This window comes from Streptosporangium sp. NBC_01639 (assembly GCF_045209755.1).
Lineage (GTDB): Bacteria > Actinomycetota > Actinomycetes > Streptosporangiales > Streptosporangiaceae > Streptosporangium.
This window is the reverse complement of record NZ_CP109272.1, coordinates 3377331-3392844: the sequence shown is the minus strand read 5'-3', so window position 1 is coordinate 3392844 and position 15514 is coordinate 3377331. Positions and strand designations below refer to the sequence as shown.

The following is a 15514-nucleotide window of genomic DNA, read 5'->3' as shown; positions in this document are numbered from 1 at the left end:
CGCCCTCACCGGCAATCCCCGGTTCGAGCTGCCTCCAGCTTCACCTCACCGCTACGACGGCGAGGAGAAGCTGGTCTTCCACCTCCATCCGGACAAATCAGCGCCTCGTGGCGCACTGCGGCCTATGACACCGACCCGAGTGGAGGGCCTTATAGTTCCAGGCAGCGTCGCGTGCTGATGGCGGATGGCTCGTCAGGCATGGAGGCGTCGTATCGAAAGGTAGCTACGGCCATTTCCGCCCCAATTTCACAGAAGATCACGCTTTACCCCGTCGAGGACCGGTTCTTCGGCCCTCGACCCGCCGTCCTCGTCCTGCCCGGCGGCGGCTTCCGGGAACTTCCACCGCACGAGGGCGAAGGCTACGCGCGCTGGCTGTCCGGCCTCGGCATCCACGCCTTCGTCCTGTCCTACCGGCTGCTGCCGGACCGGTTCCCGGCCCTGCTCGAAGACGCCCGGGCCGGGTTGGACCACATCCGCGACGGTGACCACGGCCTCGACGTCGGCCGGGTCGGCGTTATCGGATCAAGTGCGGGCGGCCAACTCGCCGGCCTGCTCATGACCGGCCAGGTTCTGTCCATCGAGGAGGGCGTCGCCGACCCGCCCCGACCGGACTTCGCGATCCTGGCCTATGCGCTGGCCGACCTCGACCTGCTGCCGCCGCCGGTGGTCGAGAACCTGCTCGGTGACCTGCTGCCCATCAAGGACGAGCTATCCCCGGCCAAGCATGTGGACGCGTCGGTGTGTCCGACTTTCGTATGGGCCACCGCTCAGGACCCGCCGGGCTTGCCCAACGCGCTGGAGTGGACCCGGGCGCTGGCGGCCGCCGCGGTACCGGTGGAGTTGCACGTCTACCCGGGCGGCAGCCACGGCATCGGCCTCGCCGACGGCGTGGAATACGGCGGCGAGCCGCATAAATTCATTGCGCGCGAGCCGCACACCGCGTCCTGGACGACCGCGTGCGCCGCCTGGCTGCGACGGGAGGGCGTCCTTGCCGACTGACCGCGTCACCGCCTGGGGCGGAGAACTGCAGCGGGTGCACGGCAAGCTGCGCAATGCGTTGGCACTGGCGCGCGCGGGACTGGACGGCGGCGACCCCGCCGACGCCACTACCGACCTGCTGTTGTTCTGCCACGGGTTCTGCGCCGCCCTGTCCGGCCACCATCGCGCCGAGGACGGTTCGCTGTTCCCGGAACTGGTACGGGCGCGACCTGACCTGGCGCCGGTGGTCGCGAAGCTGACTCAGGACCACAACATGATCGAGCACCTCATCGGTGAATTGCGGAAGGCGGTGGCCGACTCGACCGACCCGGAGGTGGCACACCGCCACCTGGACGGGATCGAGGCGGTCATGGAGACGCACTTCAAGTACGAGGAGAAGCAACTGGGAGCGGTGCTGGACGGCATGGACGCCGACTTCGACCGCACCGAGATCTTCGGCCCGATCAGCTGAGCCGCGTCCCGGTCGCGCCGCCCGCCGACGGCGCGACCGGGAACCCACCTGGGTTCGACCTGAACCGCCACCGCCTCGCCCGGGTCCCTGAACCGCGACCGGCCCTGAGACGCCATTTCACCTGGCGTGATCTTGCGGGATCCGCGGGTGATGACCGCCGGGCCTGTCGAGCGGATGGCGCCGGAGGATCTGTGGGAGTTGTTTCAACGGGTCGTTCCGACGGTCCTCCCAATGACCGGACCGACACCGCTGGGTCGTGGAACGGACCATGTCCTGGCTATCCGGCTGTCGCCGCCTCCACCGCCGATACGAGCACAAACCGCACACTTACTCGCCTTCACCACTATCACTGCGACCTCGTATGCCATCGCCGACTCACCACCTGCAATGACACCCACGGAATTCAAGGATCAGTCACGGGGCACCTCACCGGCTGTGCTGTCGGCCGCGAAGAAGCAGAGGGGTGCTTGTTGTAAGTCACCTGGACGGTGCCATCGGTTCTGGTGGTGGTGCCCACTTTCGCCTGGTCGAGCCCGTCTCCCACCGAGGGCGTTCCGCTCGTGAGAAAGCAGCGGCCAGGTCGAGGCGCAATCGTTGTAGCAGGTCGAGGTGCCGGAGGTGTCCTTGGCGAACACGTACAACGTCTTTCCCGTCGCCTGATCGGTGAGCACCCGACCGAGCGTCGTGTCCGCCAGGGCCAGCCCGGCCGCGGCGGTCGGGCTGACACCCCGCCGACTTCTGCGCCGACCGCCCCGGTAGAAGCGCCGCGTGGGCGCCGTCAACGGCACCCGCCACGACCTTGATGGTTACGCCGCGGCCTCAGACCAGGACCCTGGCGCGGCCGACTTGGAGGCCGGGGTCGGGGTCGGGGCGTGCGGGGGTCGGTCTGAGGTGGCCGCCGCGGGTGTCGTGGTGGTCGGCGTCGACATCGTCGAACCACACCCCGCCATCGGCCAGATAGCGAAAACACGCGCTCTGGTCGGTGATCATGGTGAGACTCACCCGGTAGAGGCCGTCTTGGGGTCGCATCGGGTGGGCGTAGGGGTCCCAGTCGTTGAAGTCGCCCACCAGCGACAACCCGCCGGGGCCTGGTCGAACGGCACGGTGAAAGTCAGCTGAGTCTGACCGTCCTTGGTGGGCTTACCCCGCTTGATCACAACGCTCCCCCGATACCCGATACCCGATGGCGGCCGAACGTCCCTGTGCGGCCCCGGACACAAACGACGCGAGGGCCGCATCGGCGGGAAATCCCGGCCAACCGATGAGGACGCGGCCGCCTCCTCAGAGCGGCCGCATCCCGCAACTTTCCCCACCCCCGGGGACGCAATCTCCGTATTCGGTCAACACCCACTTTTGAACCGCGGCCCAACCCTCTGATCAGGCGGCGCCGCAACCGGCTGTTGACCTGCTCCCCGCTTTGAAGATAACGATCGGTGTAGGTGGCCGGAGATCGCGATCGTGCTGAAGGCATCCAGATGAGCGACCGGCCAGGCTTGAAAGACGTCGATCGGGCGCACCTCCACCACGGGGACGATGCGCACCGCCTGATCGTCAGAGGCCACGAGGGTGCCTCGACAGCCAGTCGGAGTGCGCCGCCTTCAGCCGGTCGCGCTCTGCGGTGCTCTCGACGATGCAGTCCGCGCCGCCGTCGTAGGGGTGGTAGAGGCGGCGTAGCGCGGTGTCCATGATGATGACGTCGCTGCACTGGTCGTCCGCCACGGCGCGGAGCAGCGGGTCAATCGTCCCTGGCAGCCAAGGCCGTCCGCTGACGTGCAGGTGAACGATCCGATCCGTGTCCGGACCTTCTTCGCCCAGCGTCGTCCAGGGGTGGGAGTCGGGGTTTAGCACGTGGGGGACGCCCGCCATGGAGATCTCGACGGTTTCTTCTCTGGCACCATAGGGCGCTGTCACGATGTGGACCCGCTGCCCGGTGAAGAACTCGTTCAGGACGGTGTTGTGCCGGTGCAGCAGGATTGCGTATTCGCTCTCGTCGTCGGCGTAGCGTTGCGAGCCGGGAAGGCTGTGGAAACGGACCCACCGGTCGGCGTAGACGTTCTTCAGCTCGTGTGCCAGCGGTGGGCACTCCGGCCACTGCCTCCGCCACAGCGCCGACAGTTCCGGCCACCCTGATCCCGATATCTCGATCACCTGCACTCAGGCAGGCTAGAGATCACGCATTGACGCCAGCAAACCATTTCCGACCTGGCACCGCTATCTCCTCGGCGCAGACCCGCGCCTATCGCGGAAGCCGACTTGCCGAAGCAGCCCGCCAAGGCATGCTGAAGGTGGCGCGAGCGTACAGCTGCCGCCCAGCTACCGACCACCACGAGTTGCATTTCCCGTTGCAGTTCAGGATGGACCACCCACACCCGCTGACCTGCATTGAACCGTCCGGAACGATGCCAGGTCGATCTTCTAATCCGACGGTCGCAGGTTCGAATCCTGCAGGGCGCGCTCTCCAGACCAGGTCATCTAGCCGCTGACCTGGTCTTTTTCATGTCACCGGCCCAAGCCACTCATGCAGCCGCAGGCAGTCAGATGCAGCCGTATGCCACCGGTCGCGGAACATACGCGGAATGCTCTTGGTCGTGTTTTCCCAGGTGGGGCCGGGGATTTCGGAGGCGTGCGGAACGATTCCGGGGCTGGAACGACGAAGGACCCCGAGGAGTCCCGGGGTCCTGTCGGTACGTGGTGCTGGTGTCGTCATGCGGCGAGCGCGTCAAGCGGCGGCGCGCCGCGCCGCCGCGCAGCCCGAGCTTGCGGCTCGCACGCTGCGCGTGCGGATGGCTGGGGGCCGTTCTCGCGCGCCCACCGCTCGGGCCGCGAATCGCGAGGACCGAACGTCTAACGAGTTGGGGCGTGATTGGGGTTGAGCGCATCGGCGGGCGCTGCCCACTCGACGAACTGGATCACGATGCCGTTGGGGTCGGTGATCTGAAAGAGCCGCTCCCCCCAGGGCTCTTCGCGTAGCGGCATGGTGATGGCAACTCCTTCGGCGCGCAGACGCTTCTCCTCGGTTTCGAGGTCGGTGAGGGTGAAGGCCAGGATGAGGCCGGAGGCGTGCTGGTCACGCTGCTCGGTCGGCAGGACCTCGGTGCCGCGCCGTAGCAGAACGATGTCGACAGCCGCGTCGTCGCGGGTGAGGGAGGCGAACCCGTCCGCCGCCATGGCCTGCCGGTAACCGAGGTGGGTGGTGAAGAAGTCGCTGGAGGCGTCCACGTCGTTGACGGTGAGCGACAGGGTGGAAGTACTGATGCGCATGGAAACCCTTTTGGTCGGAGCAGATGCGGTGTTGACAGGCGGTGCTGACGGGGCGGAACGCCGGAGGTTCAGTACGAGCGTCGGCGCGGACGGTTGTGCGATCCTCGACGCTCGTTGTGACGCGGGACGTTGGGGAGGGACTGTGGGGGGCGCTTGCCCTGACGGAGCGGGCCGGTGGTCGAAGTGCCGCGACTGTGGGAGACGAACCCCTCGGCGTTCATCGCCTCCCGAAAGCCCAGGTGGGTGGTGAAGAACCGGCTGGAGGCGTCCACGTCGTCGACGACGGGTGACACGGTAGAGGCGATGATGTTCACGTTGACTCCTATGGTTGCTGGGATGCGATTTCGTGTCGAAGTCCTCGTCCTGGTCAGCCGGTGGTACGGCCATGCAGCACCAGGGCTCAGATGAGGCAGTCGAATGCGGTGGCGGCGACCATTGCGCGGACGAATGTTCCATTCGCGGCGGCCGCCGGGCGGGGAGTCGGTGCCGGAGCCGGTCAGCCGGTGGTTCCGGGGGCGGGGACGGCGTGTTCGGCGGCGCGGCTGACCTGTTCCCAGCCGGTCCAGGTGTCCATTCGCCGGCGGGAGATGTCGAAGGCCAGGTCGTAGACCATGCTGCCGAGTAGCAGTCGCAGCGGCGGGTCCTCGCTGTCAACCAGTTTCAGTACCGCCTCGGCGGCCAGGTGCGGCTCGCTGTCGATCGAGCCTTCGGCCCACTGCTTTTCCAGTTCGGCGCGTAGCGGGCTGTACGGTTCCGAGGGCGTGGTCGAGGTCATGCTGGTGTACAGGTCGGTCCAGTAGCCGCCGGGCTGGACGATGGTCAACTTGACGCCAAACTGCGCGGCTTCCATGGCCAGTGCCTCGCTCATGCCCTCCAGCGCGAACTTGCTCGCGCTGTACATCCCGGTGGTCGGGAAGCCGCCGAGGGCGGCGATGCTGGAGATCTGCACGATGTGGCCCGAGCCCTGCGCGCGCAGGTGCGGCAATACGGCCTGGCAGACCCACATCGCCCCGAAGAGGTTGACCTCCATCTGAGCGCGGGCCTCGGCTTCGGTGAACTCCTCGATCATGCCCGAGGACATGATTCCGGCGTTGTTCACCACGACGTCCAGTCGACCGAAGTGCTCGACGGCGGTGGCCACGGCGGCGAACACCGCGGCGCGGTCGGTCACGTCCAGGGGAAGGACCAGCAGCCGGTCTCCGTAGTGGTCGTCGAAGTCTTGCGGCGCGATGGTGCGGGCGGCGGCGACCACTCGATCGCCGCGCTCCAGCGCGGCCAGGGTGAACGCGCGGCCCAGGCCGCGGCCGGCGCCGGTGATGAACCAGGTGCGCGAGGGGGTGGTGGCTGGGGTGCGCATATGCGGGGCTCCGATCGTTCGTTACGCCAGTCAGACGAGCCGAGGCGGTTCGTCTCGACTTATGGCGATGACCATACTGGGCTATATCTGGCCTGTCAAGACGGTCCGTATCGTCTATGTCTTTGCTAGGTTTGGCCACATGACGACACCCCGCAAGATCTCCTCCAGCGCGGCCCGCCGCAGCGAAGCCTCCCGGCGGGCCATCCTCACCGCAGCGTTCGACCTGGTCCACGAGGTCGGATATGCCAAGCTGAGCATCGAGGGCATCGCCGCGCGGGCCGGTGTCGGCAAGCAGACGATCTACCGCTGGTGGCCCTCCAAGGGAACAGTGCTCTTCGACGCCTTCCTCATGCTCAGCGACGAACCGGACGGCGAGGCCGCCCTACCCGACACCGGAGACCTGGAGGCCGACCTGAAGACGGTCCTGCGCGCCACGGTCGCGGAGTTGAACGATCCGCGCTACGACGAGCCGCTGCGCGCCCTCAACACCGAGATCGCGCACGATCCGGAGCTGGCCGCCGCCTACGTCGAACGGCTGGACGGACCGATGAAGGAGCTCAAGAAACAACGACTGCGCGGCGCCCAGCGGGCCGGGCAACTGGCCAAGGACCTCGACCTCGACGTGGCCGTCGAGATGCTGTGGGGCCCGCTGCTCAACCGATGGCTGCAGCGCAGCGGACCGCTCACCCCCGAATACGCCGACACCATCGTCGAGACCGCCCTCAACGGACTACTCCCACGCCGGTGAGGCTTGGCTGGGACTGAAGTTCCTGGGTTGCCCCCCGGTTCACGTGAGAACGAGTTCTGAGATGAAATCGGACCTCCGTCGTCCCCTGCCAATGCCTTGTCGATCTTGATCTCAGAATGGTTCGTTTGTGAGAACCAGCGCCGGTAAGCAGAGCCGGCAGCTAGTCAAGATCAACGCCGTTTGGGGCTCGTGTCGTGATTCTTACGTCCACCCCAACCTGGCTCGGAAAACAGGGAAGGGGGGTGCGACCATCGGGCAAGAAGGGATGTCCTGTCCTTCCGGCCTGGGAGACCCTTGCATGATCGCTGTCCCTGACACCGCCTCGGTCGTCGATCCCGAGCGGTTCGGCACCGTCTTCGACGCGCACTACGAGGAGATCCGCCGCTACATCGGACGGCGGCTCGACCTCGACGTCGCCGAGGACCTGGCCGCCGAGACCTTCCTGATCGCGTTCCGCCGACGCGACCGGTTCGACCCCGCGCGGGGCGGAGTCCGGCCCTGGCTGTACGGCATCGCCACCAACCTGATCGGCCGACACCGCAGGGCCGAGCTGCGCCGCTACCGGGCGCTGGCCAGGACGGGGCCGCCACCCGACGACGACGGCCACGACCAGCGGGTCGTCGACCGCGTCATGGCGGGGGTGACGGTCGGCCGGCTCTCGGGGGCGCTGGCACGGCTGTCCAAGGGCGAGCGCGACGTGGTGCTGCTCGTCGCCTACGGCGGGCTGACCTACGAGGAGGTCGCCGAGGCACTCGGGGTCGCCTACGGCACCGTCGCCTCCCGGCTCAGCCGGGCCAGGACCAAGCTGCACAAGTCACTGGGAGTGGAGGTCTGAATGAACGAGTTCAAGATCATCGACCGGGTGATGCCAGATGTTCCGCCCTCCGACCCCGGGAGGGCCGCCGAGGCCAGGGCCAGGGTGCTGAACGGCGGGCGGCGCCGGCGGGTCTCCGCGTGGACGGGGGTCCTGGTCGCGTCGGCCGCGACCGTCGCCGTGATCGGCGCGATCGCGGTCGTCCCCAGGCTGGGGGGCGGCCCGGTCGCCACGGTGACCCAGACGAGTGCCGAGGAGGTGCTCTCCGCCGCCGCCGACCGGCTGGCCCGGCGGCAGGAGGCGACCGGCGGCCGATACTGGCGTAGAGAGATGGAACAGGTCTACCGGCAACGGATCAGCGTCGGGGGACGCGAGTTCGTCGCCGAGGACCGCGTCAAGGATGTCCTGTGGAACGGGATCGACCGGAACAAGGTCACAGTGGTCAGCGGGCTCGACACCCGGCCCTTCACCGCCGCCGACAGGGCCGAGTGGGAGAAGGCGGGCTCGCCCCGGCTCTGCGGATCGGACACCGACTGCCAGAACGACATGATTCCCATGGGGAAGACCCGGTATCTCGTCAGCAGCGAGAAAGAGGGCCTCGAACAGTCGACCTTGGAGTTGAGCGTGAGGGAGCTCCTTGACCTGCCACACGACCCGGCGGAGCTTAAGGTGAAACTGCTGTCGTACTGGCCCGCCGAGCGGGAGGCCATGAAGGACACGCAATCCAGGTCCCCGACGCAGGTGAAGCTCCCCGAGCGGGACTACTGGCTGTGGGGGCTGGGCGAGCGTCTCCTCCTGGACGCCCCGACCACCCCGGGAACCCGGGCGGCCGTGTATCACATGCTCGCCGGACTCCCCGGAGTGCGGATCACGGACGAGATCCGCGACATCGAAGGGCGGGTGGGGGTGGCCATCCTGCGCGGAGGAGCCAACGGCGAGGGGGAGGAGCAGATCGTCATCGACCGGGAGACCGGCGACCTGCTGGCGACCCAGGACGTGCTGCCCGTCCCGACCGCCGACCAGGGGAACATCCCGCCGGGCATCGTTTACATGTCCCAGGTGATCAAGAAGCTCGGCTGGACCGACGACCGACCTGTCATCCCCGAGGGCTGCGGGCCGGACCAGAAGGGGGAGTGCCTGCGCTGAACCGGCCGCGCACGTATGACGGCGTCGAGCCCTGTCACAGGCCTCAGCCGTACTGACGTCACGGGTGAGGCGCGTATGACGGCCGGTGGAGTCAGTCCGGCTCAGTGGCGGCGCAGGGTGCGGCGGATCAGCCAGCCGGCCAGCACGAGCCCGGCCAGGCCGGCGGCCACCGGGGCGGCGCGCTTGAGCAGGGGGATGCCCGCGATCTCCATGAGGTCGAGGGCCTCCTCCTCGGGGGTGAGCGAGGTGCGGGAGGTGCCGGCCGGGTGGGCGTCGAGGCCACGGGTCTTCTCCGTCATGACCACCTCCGGGGAGGACGGGACGGCGGTGAGGTGACGGACCGGCTCGTTCTTCTCGAAGAGCTCGTCGTACTCGCCGAAGTCCTCCCCCTCCGAGTCGGTGGCGTCCTGCGGCCTCGCGGTTTCCTCCGCGCCCTCGGTGATCTGCTCGGCCGTGCCCTGCACGGGGACCAGTGAGGGAAGGCCCGAGAGGCCCGGGTTCTCCCTGAGCAGCTCGGCGAGGTTGGCCGCGAACCTGTCGATCAGCTTGCCGCCGACCTCGGCCATCACGCCTCGGCCGAACTGGGCCGGGCGGCCGGTCACGCTGAAGGAGGTCTCGACCGTGACCCGGGTGTCCGCGCCGGCCGGGTGCAGCCGCGCGGTGACCGTGGCACCGGCGGTGCCCGCTCCCCGCGACTCCTTACCGGAGGCCCTGATGGTCAGGACGTGTGCGTCCTTGTCCACATCCTCGAACGCGGCGTCACCCAGGTAGGTCACCGTGATCGGCCCGACCTTGACCTTCATCCGGCCGGTGAAGGAGTCGCCGTCCACTGTGTCGACGGCGGCCCCCGGCAGGCAGGGCGCGACCCGTTCGACGTCGAGCAGCACCGACCACGCCTGCTCGACCGGCACCGGAACCGTGAACTCGTGCTCGAATCGCATCGCCATCGATCCGCTCCTTGCCCATCGTCCGTTTCCGTGACACTACCGGCCACACGTGCTGGTCCTACCAGTCTGCCTGCCCCGCAGGCCGGGTGGCGAACTCCCGGCCCGCGAAACGCCGCTCAGCGGTCTTCCGCCCCGGCCGGCCGCCGCTCGGCCATCCACGGCCCGGCCATCCGCCGATCGGCAACCCGCGGTCGGTCGCCCACGGCCCGGCCGCCTGCCACCCGGCGGCCGGCCGGTCAGCCGCCTGCGGCTCTCACCGCCCGGCCGGTCAGCACCCGTGCCAGGTGGCGGCGGTAGTCGGGGCCGGCGTTCAGGTCGGCCGGGGGAGAGGCGCCGGAGTCCGCCTCGCCGCAGGCGTCCCCGACCTGGTCCCGCGCGCCGTTCCCACCCGCCGGAGCGAGGCGCACCCCGCGCAGCGCGGCTTCCGTCACCCGTGCCCGCACCGGCGTCGGGCCCATGTTGGTCAGCGCGATCCGCGCCTCCCCGATGACCCCGTCGGCACGCCGTACGGCCGCCGCCACGCCGACGACCGCCCAGGACTGCGCCGTCCGATGGAACTTCTCGTAGTGGAAGCCCCAGCCGGGACCGAGCTTGGGCACCCGGACGCCCAGCAGCACCTCGCCGGGTTCGAGCGCCGACTCCAGGTAGTCGACGAAGAACTCGGCTGCCGGGATCTCCCGCTCGCCCTCGCTGGAGCGGACCACGAAAACGCAGTCCAGGGCCAGCGCGACGGCGGGCAGATCCCCGGCGGGGTCGGCGTGCGCCATCGATCCGCCGAACGTGCCGCGGTGCCGTACGGCGGGGTCGGCCACCGTGGCGGTGGCCAGCGCGAGGAGCGGGACCTGCTCCCTGACCACACCGGAGCGGAGCACCTCGTCGTGCGTGGTGAGCGCGCCGACGAACACATGGTCGCCCCGGTCCTGCACACCGCGCAGTCCGGGCAGCCGGCCGACGTCCACCAGCGCGGTGGGATAGGCGAGCCGCAGGCGGAGCAGCGGCAGCAGGGACTGGCCGCCGGCCAGCACCTTGACCTCCTCGCCGGATGCGTCCGCCTCGGCGAGGACACCGCAGGCCTCCTCCAGCGAGGCGGGCCGGACGTAGTCGAACGGCGCGGGGATCATCGGGCCCCTCCCTCGGATGCCGGCGCGGACATCGGTGCGGGCGGCTGCCCCGCCACGGGTGCCGGAGCCGGACCGGACGTGGACGTGGACGCGGACGCGGTCGACCCTCCGGGCCCCGGTGCGGCCGGTCCCGCCTCGGCCAGCACGCGCCAGATCCGCTCGGGGGTGCACGGCATCCGCACGTCGCGCACGCCGTACGGGCGCAGCGCGTCCACGATCGCGTTGACGACGGCCGGGGTGGAGGCGATCGTGCCCGCCTCGCCGACGCCCTTGACACCCAGGGGGTTGCTGGTCGCCGGGGTCTCGGTGCGGTCGGTGGTGAAGTCGGGCAGGTCGGCCGCCGACGGGATCAGGTAGTCGGCCATCGTCGTGGTGAGCAGGTTGCCCTCGGCGTCGTGGACCGCCTCCTCGAACAGCGCCTGGGCGACGCCCTGCGCGATGCCGCCGTGCACCTGGCCCTCGACGATCAGCGGGTTGACCACGGAACCCACGTCGTCCACGGCCACGTAGGAGCGGATGGTGGGTCGGCCGGTCTCGGTGTCCACCTCGATCGCGCACAGGTGGGTGCCGTGCGGGAAGGAGAAATTGTCCGGGTCGAAGGTCGCGTCGGCGTCCAGCCCGGGTTCGACGCCGTCGGGGAGGTCGTGCGCGGCGAAGGTGGCCAGCGCGAGCTCCTGGATGGTCCTTCCCTCCGACGTTCCCCGCACCGTGAACGACCCGCCGGTGAACTCGATGTCGTCGGCGGAGGCCTCCAGCATGTGCGCGGCGAGCTGCCGGGCCTTGTCCTTCACCTTCTCGCAGGCCGCCAGGACGGCGACGCCGCCCACGACCAGCGAGCGCGAGCCGTAGGTGTCCATGCCCTTGTGGGAGACCGCGGTGTCGCCGTGCAGGACGGCGACGTCGTCGAACGGCACGCCCAGCGCGTCGGCGACGATCTGGCTCCAGGCCGTCTCGTGTCCCTGCCCGTGCGGGCTCGTCCCGGTGACCACCTCGACCTTGCCGGTGGGCAGCATCCGGACCGTGGCGTGCTCCCAGCCGCCCGCGCCGTAGCTGAGCGAGCCCAGCACGCGCGACGGCGCCAGCCCGCACATCTCGGTGTACGTCGAGACCCCGATGCCGAGCTGCACCGGGTCCTGCCGCTCCCGCCGGTCGGCCTGCTCGGCCCGGAGTTTGTCGTAGCCGAACAGCGCGAGGGCCCGTTCGGTCGCGGCCTCGTAGTTGCCGGAGTCGTAGGTGAGCCCGCAGACCGTCGTGTAGGGGAACTCCTCGTGGGTGATCCAGTTGCGGCGCCGTACCTCGATGGGGTCCAGGCCGAGCTCGTGCGCCAGCTCGTCCACCGCCCGCTCGATGGCGAACGTCGCCTCGGGGCGTCCGGCGCCCCGGTAGGCGTCGGTGGGCATCTTGGTGGTGAAGACACCGGTGCAGGTGAAGTCGTAGGCGTCGACCTTGTAGATGCCGCTGTACATGAACGCGCCGAGTATCGGTATGCCGGGCGTGACCAGCATCAGGTAGGCGCCCATGTCGGCGAGCAGGTCCACCCGGACGCCCCTGATGTGTCCGTCCCGGTCGGCGGCCAGGGAGATCCGCTGGAGCTGGTCGCGGCCGTGGTGCACGGTCAGGTTGCCCTCGGAGCGCGACTCGGTCCACTTCACCGGCTTGCCCAGCCGCCTGGTGATGAGCAGGCCGAGCACCTCCTCGGCGGTGACCTGGAGCTTGGAGCCGAAGCCGCCGCCCACGTCGGGGGCGACCACGCGCAGCTTGTGCTCGGGGATGCCGGTCGTCAGCGCGAGCATGACGCGCAGCACGTGCGGGATCTGCGTGGCGGAGTAGAGGGTGAAGTCGTCGCCGTCGGTGGTGGCCACGACCGCGCGGGGCTCCATCGCGGTCGGGATGAGCCGCTGCTGCACGTAGGTGCGTTCGATCACCACGGGGGCGTCGCGGAACGCCGCGTCGATGTCGCCTCCGGCGAACTTCCAGGTGAAGGCACGGTTGCCCGACTCGTGGACCTTGGGGCTGCCCTCGGTGAGCGCCTCGGTCATGTCGGTCACCGCGTCCAGCGGCTCGTAGTCGACCTCGATCGCCTCCAGGGCGTCGGCGGCCTTGTAACGGTCGGTGGCGACCACGCAGGCCACCGCCTCACCGGCGTAGCGGACCTCGCTCACCGCCATGGGCGGGTGGTCGGGGATGACGATGTCCTCGGTGACCGGCCACGCGCACGGCAGGCTGCCCTGCTCGTCGGCGAAGTCCGCTCCGGTGTAGACCGCGACGACGCCGGGCTGGACGCGCGCGGCCGAGGCGTCCACCCGGGTGATCCGGGCGTGCGCCATCGGGCTGCGCAGGAACGCCACGTACAGCATGCCGGGGAGCTGGATGTTGTCGGTCCACGTGGTCCGGCCGGTGACCAGCCGGGCGTCCTCCTTGCGCCTGCGGGCCCTGCCGACCTCACGGGCGCCGGTGGGCTCGCCGAGCTCGCCGCTCTCGGCGATCCGCTCGGCGATCAGGCCGGCGTCGAGTTGCTCGCTCATGGCGCGGGCACCTCCTGCGGCTCCCGGGCCTGGGACATCTCGGCCGCGCCGCGCCGTACCGCCCGGACGATGGTGCAGTAGCCGGTGCACCGGCACAGGTTGCCTTCCAGCCCCTGGCGGACGGCCTCCTCCGACGGGTCCGGGTCGTCGCGGAGGAGGTCGATCGCGGCCATGATCATGCCTGGGGTGCAGTATCCGCACTGCAGGGCGTGTTCGGTGTGGAAGGCCTTCTGCATGGGGTGCCACTCGCCGCCCTGCGCCAGGCCCTCGATCGTGACGACGTCGCTCCCGTCGGCCTGTACGGCGAGCACGGAGCAGCTCTTGGCGCTCCTGCCGTCGAGCATCACGGTGCAGGCGCCGCAGTTGCCGGTGTCGCAGCCGATGGGTGTCCCGACCTTGCCGAGCCGATCTCTCAGCAGGTGGACGAGAAGGAGACGCGGCTCGACCTCCTCCTCATACGCGACGCCGTCGACGGTGACGGTGATTCGGGGCATACATCCTCCAAGAACACCCATGGGGCATAGGAGAAGTGAGAACCGACAAAAGCGAACGTACGCCCCTGTTGTTCCCGGTCAACCCCCAGATATCACGCCAACGGAAGTTCCTTCGGCCGGTGGCCGCCGAGGATGCGGCGGTCCGCCTCGTTGATCCGGACGTCGTTGATGCTCGCCTCACGGCGTCTCATCAGCCCGTCGTCGGCGAACTCCCACAGCTCGTTGCCGTAACTGCGCCACCACTGGCCGTCCGCGTCGTGCCATTCGTACTGGAACCGTACGGCGATGCGGTTGCCGCCGAACGTCCACAGGTCCTTGCGGAGCGCGTAGTCCTGTTCCCTGGCCCATTTGCGGGTGAGGAACTCCCTGATCTCCTCGCGCCCGGTCAGGAACTCGTCCCGGTTCCGCCAGACCGAGTCGGGTGTGTAGGCGAGTGAGACCCGTTCGGGGTCCCGGGTGTTCCAGGCGTCCTCGGCGGCCCGCACCTTGGCCCGAGCCGTCTCCTCGGTGAAATTCACCGTTCCTCCAGAAATATCGCCTGTACGGGGCAGACCCATACGGCGTCCTCGACCGCGTCGATCAGTCCGTCGTCCGGTTCGGCGACGTAGACCAACCGGTCGTCATCATCCAATTCGAATACCTCGGGCGCGGCGAACACACACTGCGCGTGCGTCTGGCACAGCGCCCGGTCCACGACCACCCTCACCGCGGCTCCCCGTCCCCATCGGCTCCCGTCGCCGGTCCGCCCGCCTCCGCCCCCGCCTCGGGGAAGGCGGCGCGGGCCGGCGGGTTGAAGCGGGAGTACTTCTCGAACGTCCAGCGGAGCGGGCTCGCCCCCCGGATGTGGACGGCCCGGTCCACCTCGAACTCGACCAGGCGCTGCGCACCCGGGACATCCCCCGGATCCCAGGCGACGCGGGCCCGGCCGGTCAACTGGAGCGTGTCGCCGCTCTCCCAGCCGAGAAAGAGCAGACCGCAGCTCTCGTCCAGCTCCAGGTTCCCCAGCGTCATGTACATGGAGTTGCCGACGTAGTCGGGCCAGACCAGCCGCCGCTCGCCGGTCATCCGGACGTACCCCGGATTGCCGCCCCGGTGGGACAGGTCGGCGCCGAGCCCCGGGGCCCGGGTGGCGACGAAGAAGGTGTCGGCGCCTTCGATCCAGGCCCGGTGCTCCGCGGTGAACGACCCCTCCGTCGAGACGAGCGCGGGAGGTCCGGCGAGCTCGGCCGAGACGTCACGCGTCTGGATGTACTTGGGGCAGTTCGCGTACGTCTGCTCGGTATGGACGATCAGCCGTCCGCCCTCGCGCCGGACCGTGCCGTTGATCCGCATCCTGCGCCTGGTCGAGGGTTCGATCGTGAGCATCCCGATCTCACCGCCGGACAGTCCGGCCAGCGGGTCGTGCTCGCCCGGCACCGCCTCGATGACGATCGTCCGCTCGTCCACGGCCTCGGCGAACCCCATCGGTCCCGTCAGCGCGCTCGCCCACAGCCGCCCGTCCGGGCCGGTGGCCCCGATCAGCATCATCCGCTGCCGGCGGAGGAAGTCGGACGCCACCGCCGGGATCTCCGGGGTGGCCGAGGCCGAGCCCCACGCCCCGGCGCGCACCCCGGCCCGCCGCTGCACCGCCAGCTCTCCTGCGTGCCGCATG

Annotated in this window: 18 protein-coding genes and 1 pseudogene; 6 read left to right on the top strand and 13 right to left on the bottom strand. The window is 69.4% G+C overall.

What is annotated here, in order from left to right; all coding sequences use genetic code 11:
* The first annotated feature begins 177 nt into the window (after positions 1-177).
* The 3 genes and pseudogenes from OHA77_RS15050 to OHA77_RS15040 form a co-directional block, all read left to right on the top strand.
* The gene (locus OHA77_RS15050) at positions 178-999 is read left to right on the top strand and encodes an alpha/beta hydrolase (protein WP_406319829.1); all 822 of its coding nucleotides are present in this window, start codon (positions 178-180) and stop codon (positions 997-999) included.
* Positions 989-1450 (top strand): hemerythrin domain-containing protein, encoded by a 462-nt coding sequence (locus tag OHA77_RS15045; RefSeq protein ID WP_189653893.1) that lies wholly within the window; start codon positions 989-991, stop codon positions 1448-1450. The genes OHA77_RS15050 and OHA77_RS15045 overlap by 11 nt, the downstream gene beginning before the upstream one ends.
* Before the next feature lie 241 nt (positions 1451-1691).
* Positions 1692-1830 (top strand): annotated as a pseudogene (locus OHA77_RS15040) (IS5/IS1182 family transposase); the annotation flags it as partial.
* Positions 1831-1860: 30 nt separating this feature from the next.
* On the opposite strand, the gene OHA77_RS15035 reads toward OHA77_RS15040, so the two are convergent.
* From OHA77_RS15035 to OHA77_RS15010, 6 genes are all read right to left on the bottom strand, one after another.
* The gene (locus tag OHA77_RS15035) at positions 1861-2238 is read right to left on the bottom strand and encodes a hypothetical protein (protein ID WP_406318732.1); all 378 of its coding nucleotides are present in this window, start codon (positions 2236-2238) and stop codon (positions 1861-1863) included.
* A 31-nt stretch (positions 2239-2269) separates the two neighbouring features.
* Positions 2270-2518: a hypothetical protein gene (locus OHA77_RS15030; RefSeq protein ID WP_406318731.1), complete on the bottom strand. Its 249-nt coding sequence runs from the start codon at positions 2516-2518 to the stop codon at positions 2270-2272.
* Between the two features lie 483 nt (positions 2519-3001).
* The gene (locus OHA77_RS15025) at positions 3002-3604 is read right to left on the bottom strand and encodes a hypothetical protein (RefSeq protein WP_406318730.1); all 603 of its coding nucleotides are present in this window, start codon (positions 3602-3604) and stop codon (positions 3002-3004) included.
* Between the two features lie 690 nt (positions 3605-4294).
* Positions 4295-4711 carry a VOC family protein gene (locus tag OHA77_RS15020; protein WP_406318729.1) on the bottom strand — a complete coding sequence of 139 codons (417 nt, stop codon included), beginning with the start codon at positions 4709-4711 and terminating at the stop codon, positions 4295-4297.
* Between the two features lie 68 nt (positions 4712-4779).
* A complete protein-coding gene (locus tag OHA77_RS15015) occupies positions 4780-5025 on the bottom strand; it encodes a hypothetical protein (RefSeq protein ID WP_326819991.1) in 246 nt (81 codons plus the stop codon).
* Between the two features lie 182 nt (positions 5026-5207).
* Entirely contained in the window at positions 5208-6068 is an 861-nt protein-coding gene (locus OHA77_RS15010; protein WP_406318728.1) for an SDR family oxidoreductase, read from the bottom strand.
* Positions 6069-6207: 139 nt separating this feature from the next.
* Between OHA77_RS15010 and OHA77_RS15005 the strand changes: the two genes are divergently transcribed.
* The 3 genes from OHA77_RS15005 (at position 6208) to OHA77_RS14995 (ending at position 8776) form a co-directional block, all read left to right on the top strand.
* Positions 6208-6816 carry a TetR/AcrR family transcriptional regulator gene (locus OHA77_RS15005; protein ID WP_406318727.1) on the top strand — a complete coding sequence of 203 codons (609 nt, stop codon included), beginning with the start codon at positions 6208-6210 and terminating at the stop codon, positions 6814-6816.
* A 298-nt stretch (positions 6817-7114) separates the two neighbouring features.
* Positions 7115-7651, top strand: coding sequence for an RNA polymerase sigma factor (locus OHA77_RS15000; RefSeq protein WP_326819994.1), 537 nt, complete (start codon positions 7115-7117; stop codon positions 7649-7651).
* Complete coding sequence (locus OHA77_RS14995) at positions 7652-8776, top strand: CU044_5270 family protein (RefSeq protein WP_326819995.1); 1125 nt, start codon at positions 7652-7654, stop codon at positions 8774-8776.
* 101 nt (positions 8777-8877) lie between these two features.
* Here the strand turns inward: OHA77_RS14995 and OHA77_RS14990 are convergent, their stop codons facing one another.
* From OHA77_RS14990 to OHA77_RS14960, 7 genes are all read right to left on the bottom strand, one after another.
* Positions 8878-9723: an SRPBCC family protein gene (locus OHA77_RS14990; protein ID WP_406318726.1), complete on the bottom strand. Its 846-nt coding sequence runs from the start codon at positions 9721-9723 to the stop codon at positions 8878-8880.
* Between the two features lie 236 nt (positions 9724-9959).
* The gene (locus tag OHA77_RS14985; protein ID WP_326819997.1) at positions 9960-10844 is read right to left on the bottom strand and encodes a xanthine dehydrogenase family protein subunit M; all 885 of its coding nucleotides are present in this window, start codon (positions 10842-10844) and stop codon (positions 9960-9962) included.
* Positions 10841-13369, bottom strand: a complete 2529-nt coding sequence (locus OHA77_RS14980) for a xanthine dehydrogenase family protein molybdopterin-binding subunit (RefSeq protein WP_406318725.1) — start codon at positions 13367-13369, stop codon at positions 10841-10843. Before OHA77_RS14980 ends, OHA77_RS14985 begins: the two co-directional genes overlap by 4 nt.
* Positions 13366-13863, bottom strand: coding sequence for a (2Fe-2S)-binding protein (locus OHA77_RS14975; RefSeq protein WP_326819999.1), 498 nt, complete (start codon positions 13861-13863; stop codon positions 13366-13368). The genes OHA77_RS14980 and OHA77_RS14975 overlap by 4 nt, the downstream gene beginning before the upstream one ends.
* Before the next feature lie 92 nt (positions 13864-13955).
* Positions 13956-14420 (bottom strand): nuclear transport factor 2 family protein, encoded by a 465-nt coding sequence (locus tag OHA77_RS14970; protein WP_406318724.1) that lies wholly within the window; start codon positions 14418-14420, stop codon positions 13956-13958.
* Positions 14378-14569, bottom strand: coding sequence for a ferredoxin (locus OHA77_RS14965; RefSeq protein ID WP_406318723.1), 192 nt, complete (start codon positions 14567-14569; stop codon positions 14378-14380). The genes OHA77_RS14970 and OHA77_RS14965 overlap by 43 nt, the downstream gene beginning before the upstream one ends.
* Positions 14566-15513, bottom strand: coding sequence for a pyridoxamine 5'-phosphate oxidase family protein (locus OHA77_RS14960; protein WP_406318722.1), 948 nt, complete (start codon positions 15511-15513; stop codon positions 14566-14568). Before OHA77_RS14960 ends, OHA77_RS14965 begins: the two co-directional genes overlap by 4 nt.
* Position 15514: the final 1 nt, after the last annotated feature.

Coding starts and splice junctions, on each gene's coding strand:
- OHA77_RS15050 (WP_406319829.1), top strand. CDS start 178: ATGGCGGATGGCTCGTCAGGCATGGAGGCGTCGTATCGAAAGGTAGCT.
- OHA77_RS15020 (WP_406318729.1), bottom strand. CDS start 4,711: ATGCGCATCAGTACTTCCACCCTGTCGCTCACCGTCAACGACGTGGAC.
- OHA77_RS15010 (WP_406318728.1), bottom strand. CDS start 6,068: ATGCGCACCCCAGCCACCACCCCCTCGCGCACCTGGTTCATCACCGGC.
- OHA77_RS15005 (WP_406318727.1), top strand. CDS start 6,208: ATGACGACACCCCGCAAGATCTCCTCCAGCGCGGCCCGCCGCAGCGAA.
- OHA77_RS15000 (WP_326819994.1), top strand. CDS start 7,115: ATGATCGCTGTCCCTGACACCGCCTCGGTCGTCGATCCCGAGCGGTTC.
- OHA77_RS14995 (WP_326819995.1), top strand. CDS start 7,652: ATGAACGAGTTCAAGATCATCGACCGGGTGATGCCAGATGTTCCGCCC.
- OHA77_RS14990 (WP_406318726.1), bottom strand. CDS start 9,723: ATGGCGATGCGATTCGAGCACGAGTTCACGGTTCCGGTGCCGGTCGAG.
- OHA77_RS14985 (WP_326819997.1), bottom strand. CDS start 10,844: ATGATCCCCGCGCCGTTCGACTACGTCCGGCCCGCCTCGCTGGAGGAG.
- OHA77_RS14980 (WP_406318725.1), bottom strand. CDS start 13,369: ATGAGCGAGCAACTCGACGCCGGCCTGATCGCCGAGCGGATCGCCGAG.
- OHA77_RS14975 (WP_326819999.1), bottom strand. CDS start 13,863: ATGCCCCGAATCACCGTCACCGTCGACGGCGTCGCGTATGAGGAGGAG.
- OHA77_RS14970 (WP_406318724.1), bottom strand. CDS start 14,420: ATGGGTCTGCCCCGTACAGGCGATATTTCTGGAGGAACGGTGAATTTC.
- OHA77_RS14960 (WP_406318722.1), bottom strand. CDS start 15,513: ATGCGGCACGCAGGAGAGCTGGCGGTGCAGCGGCGGGCCGGGGTGCGC.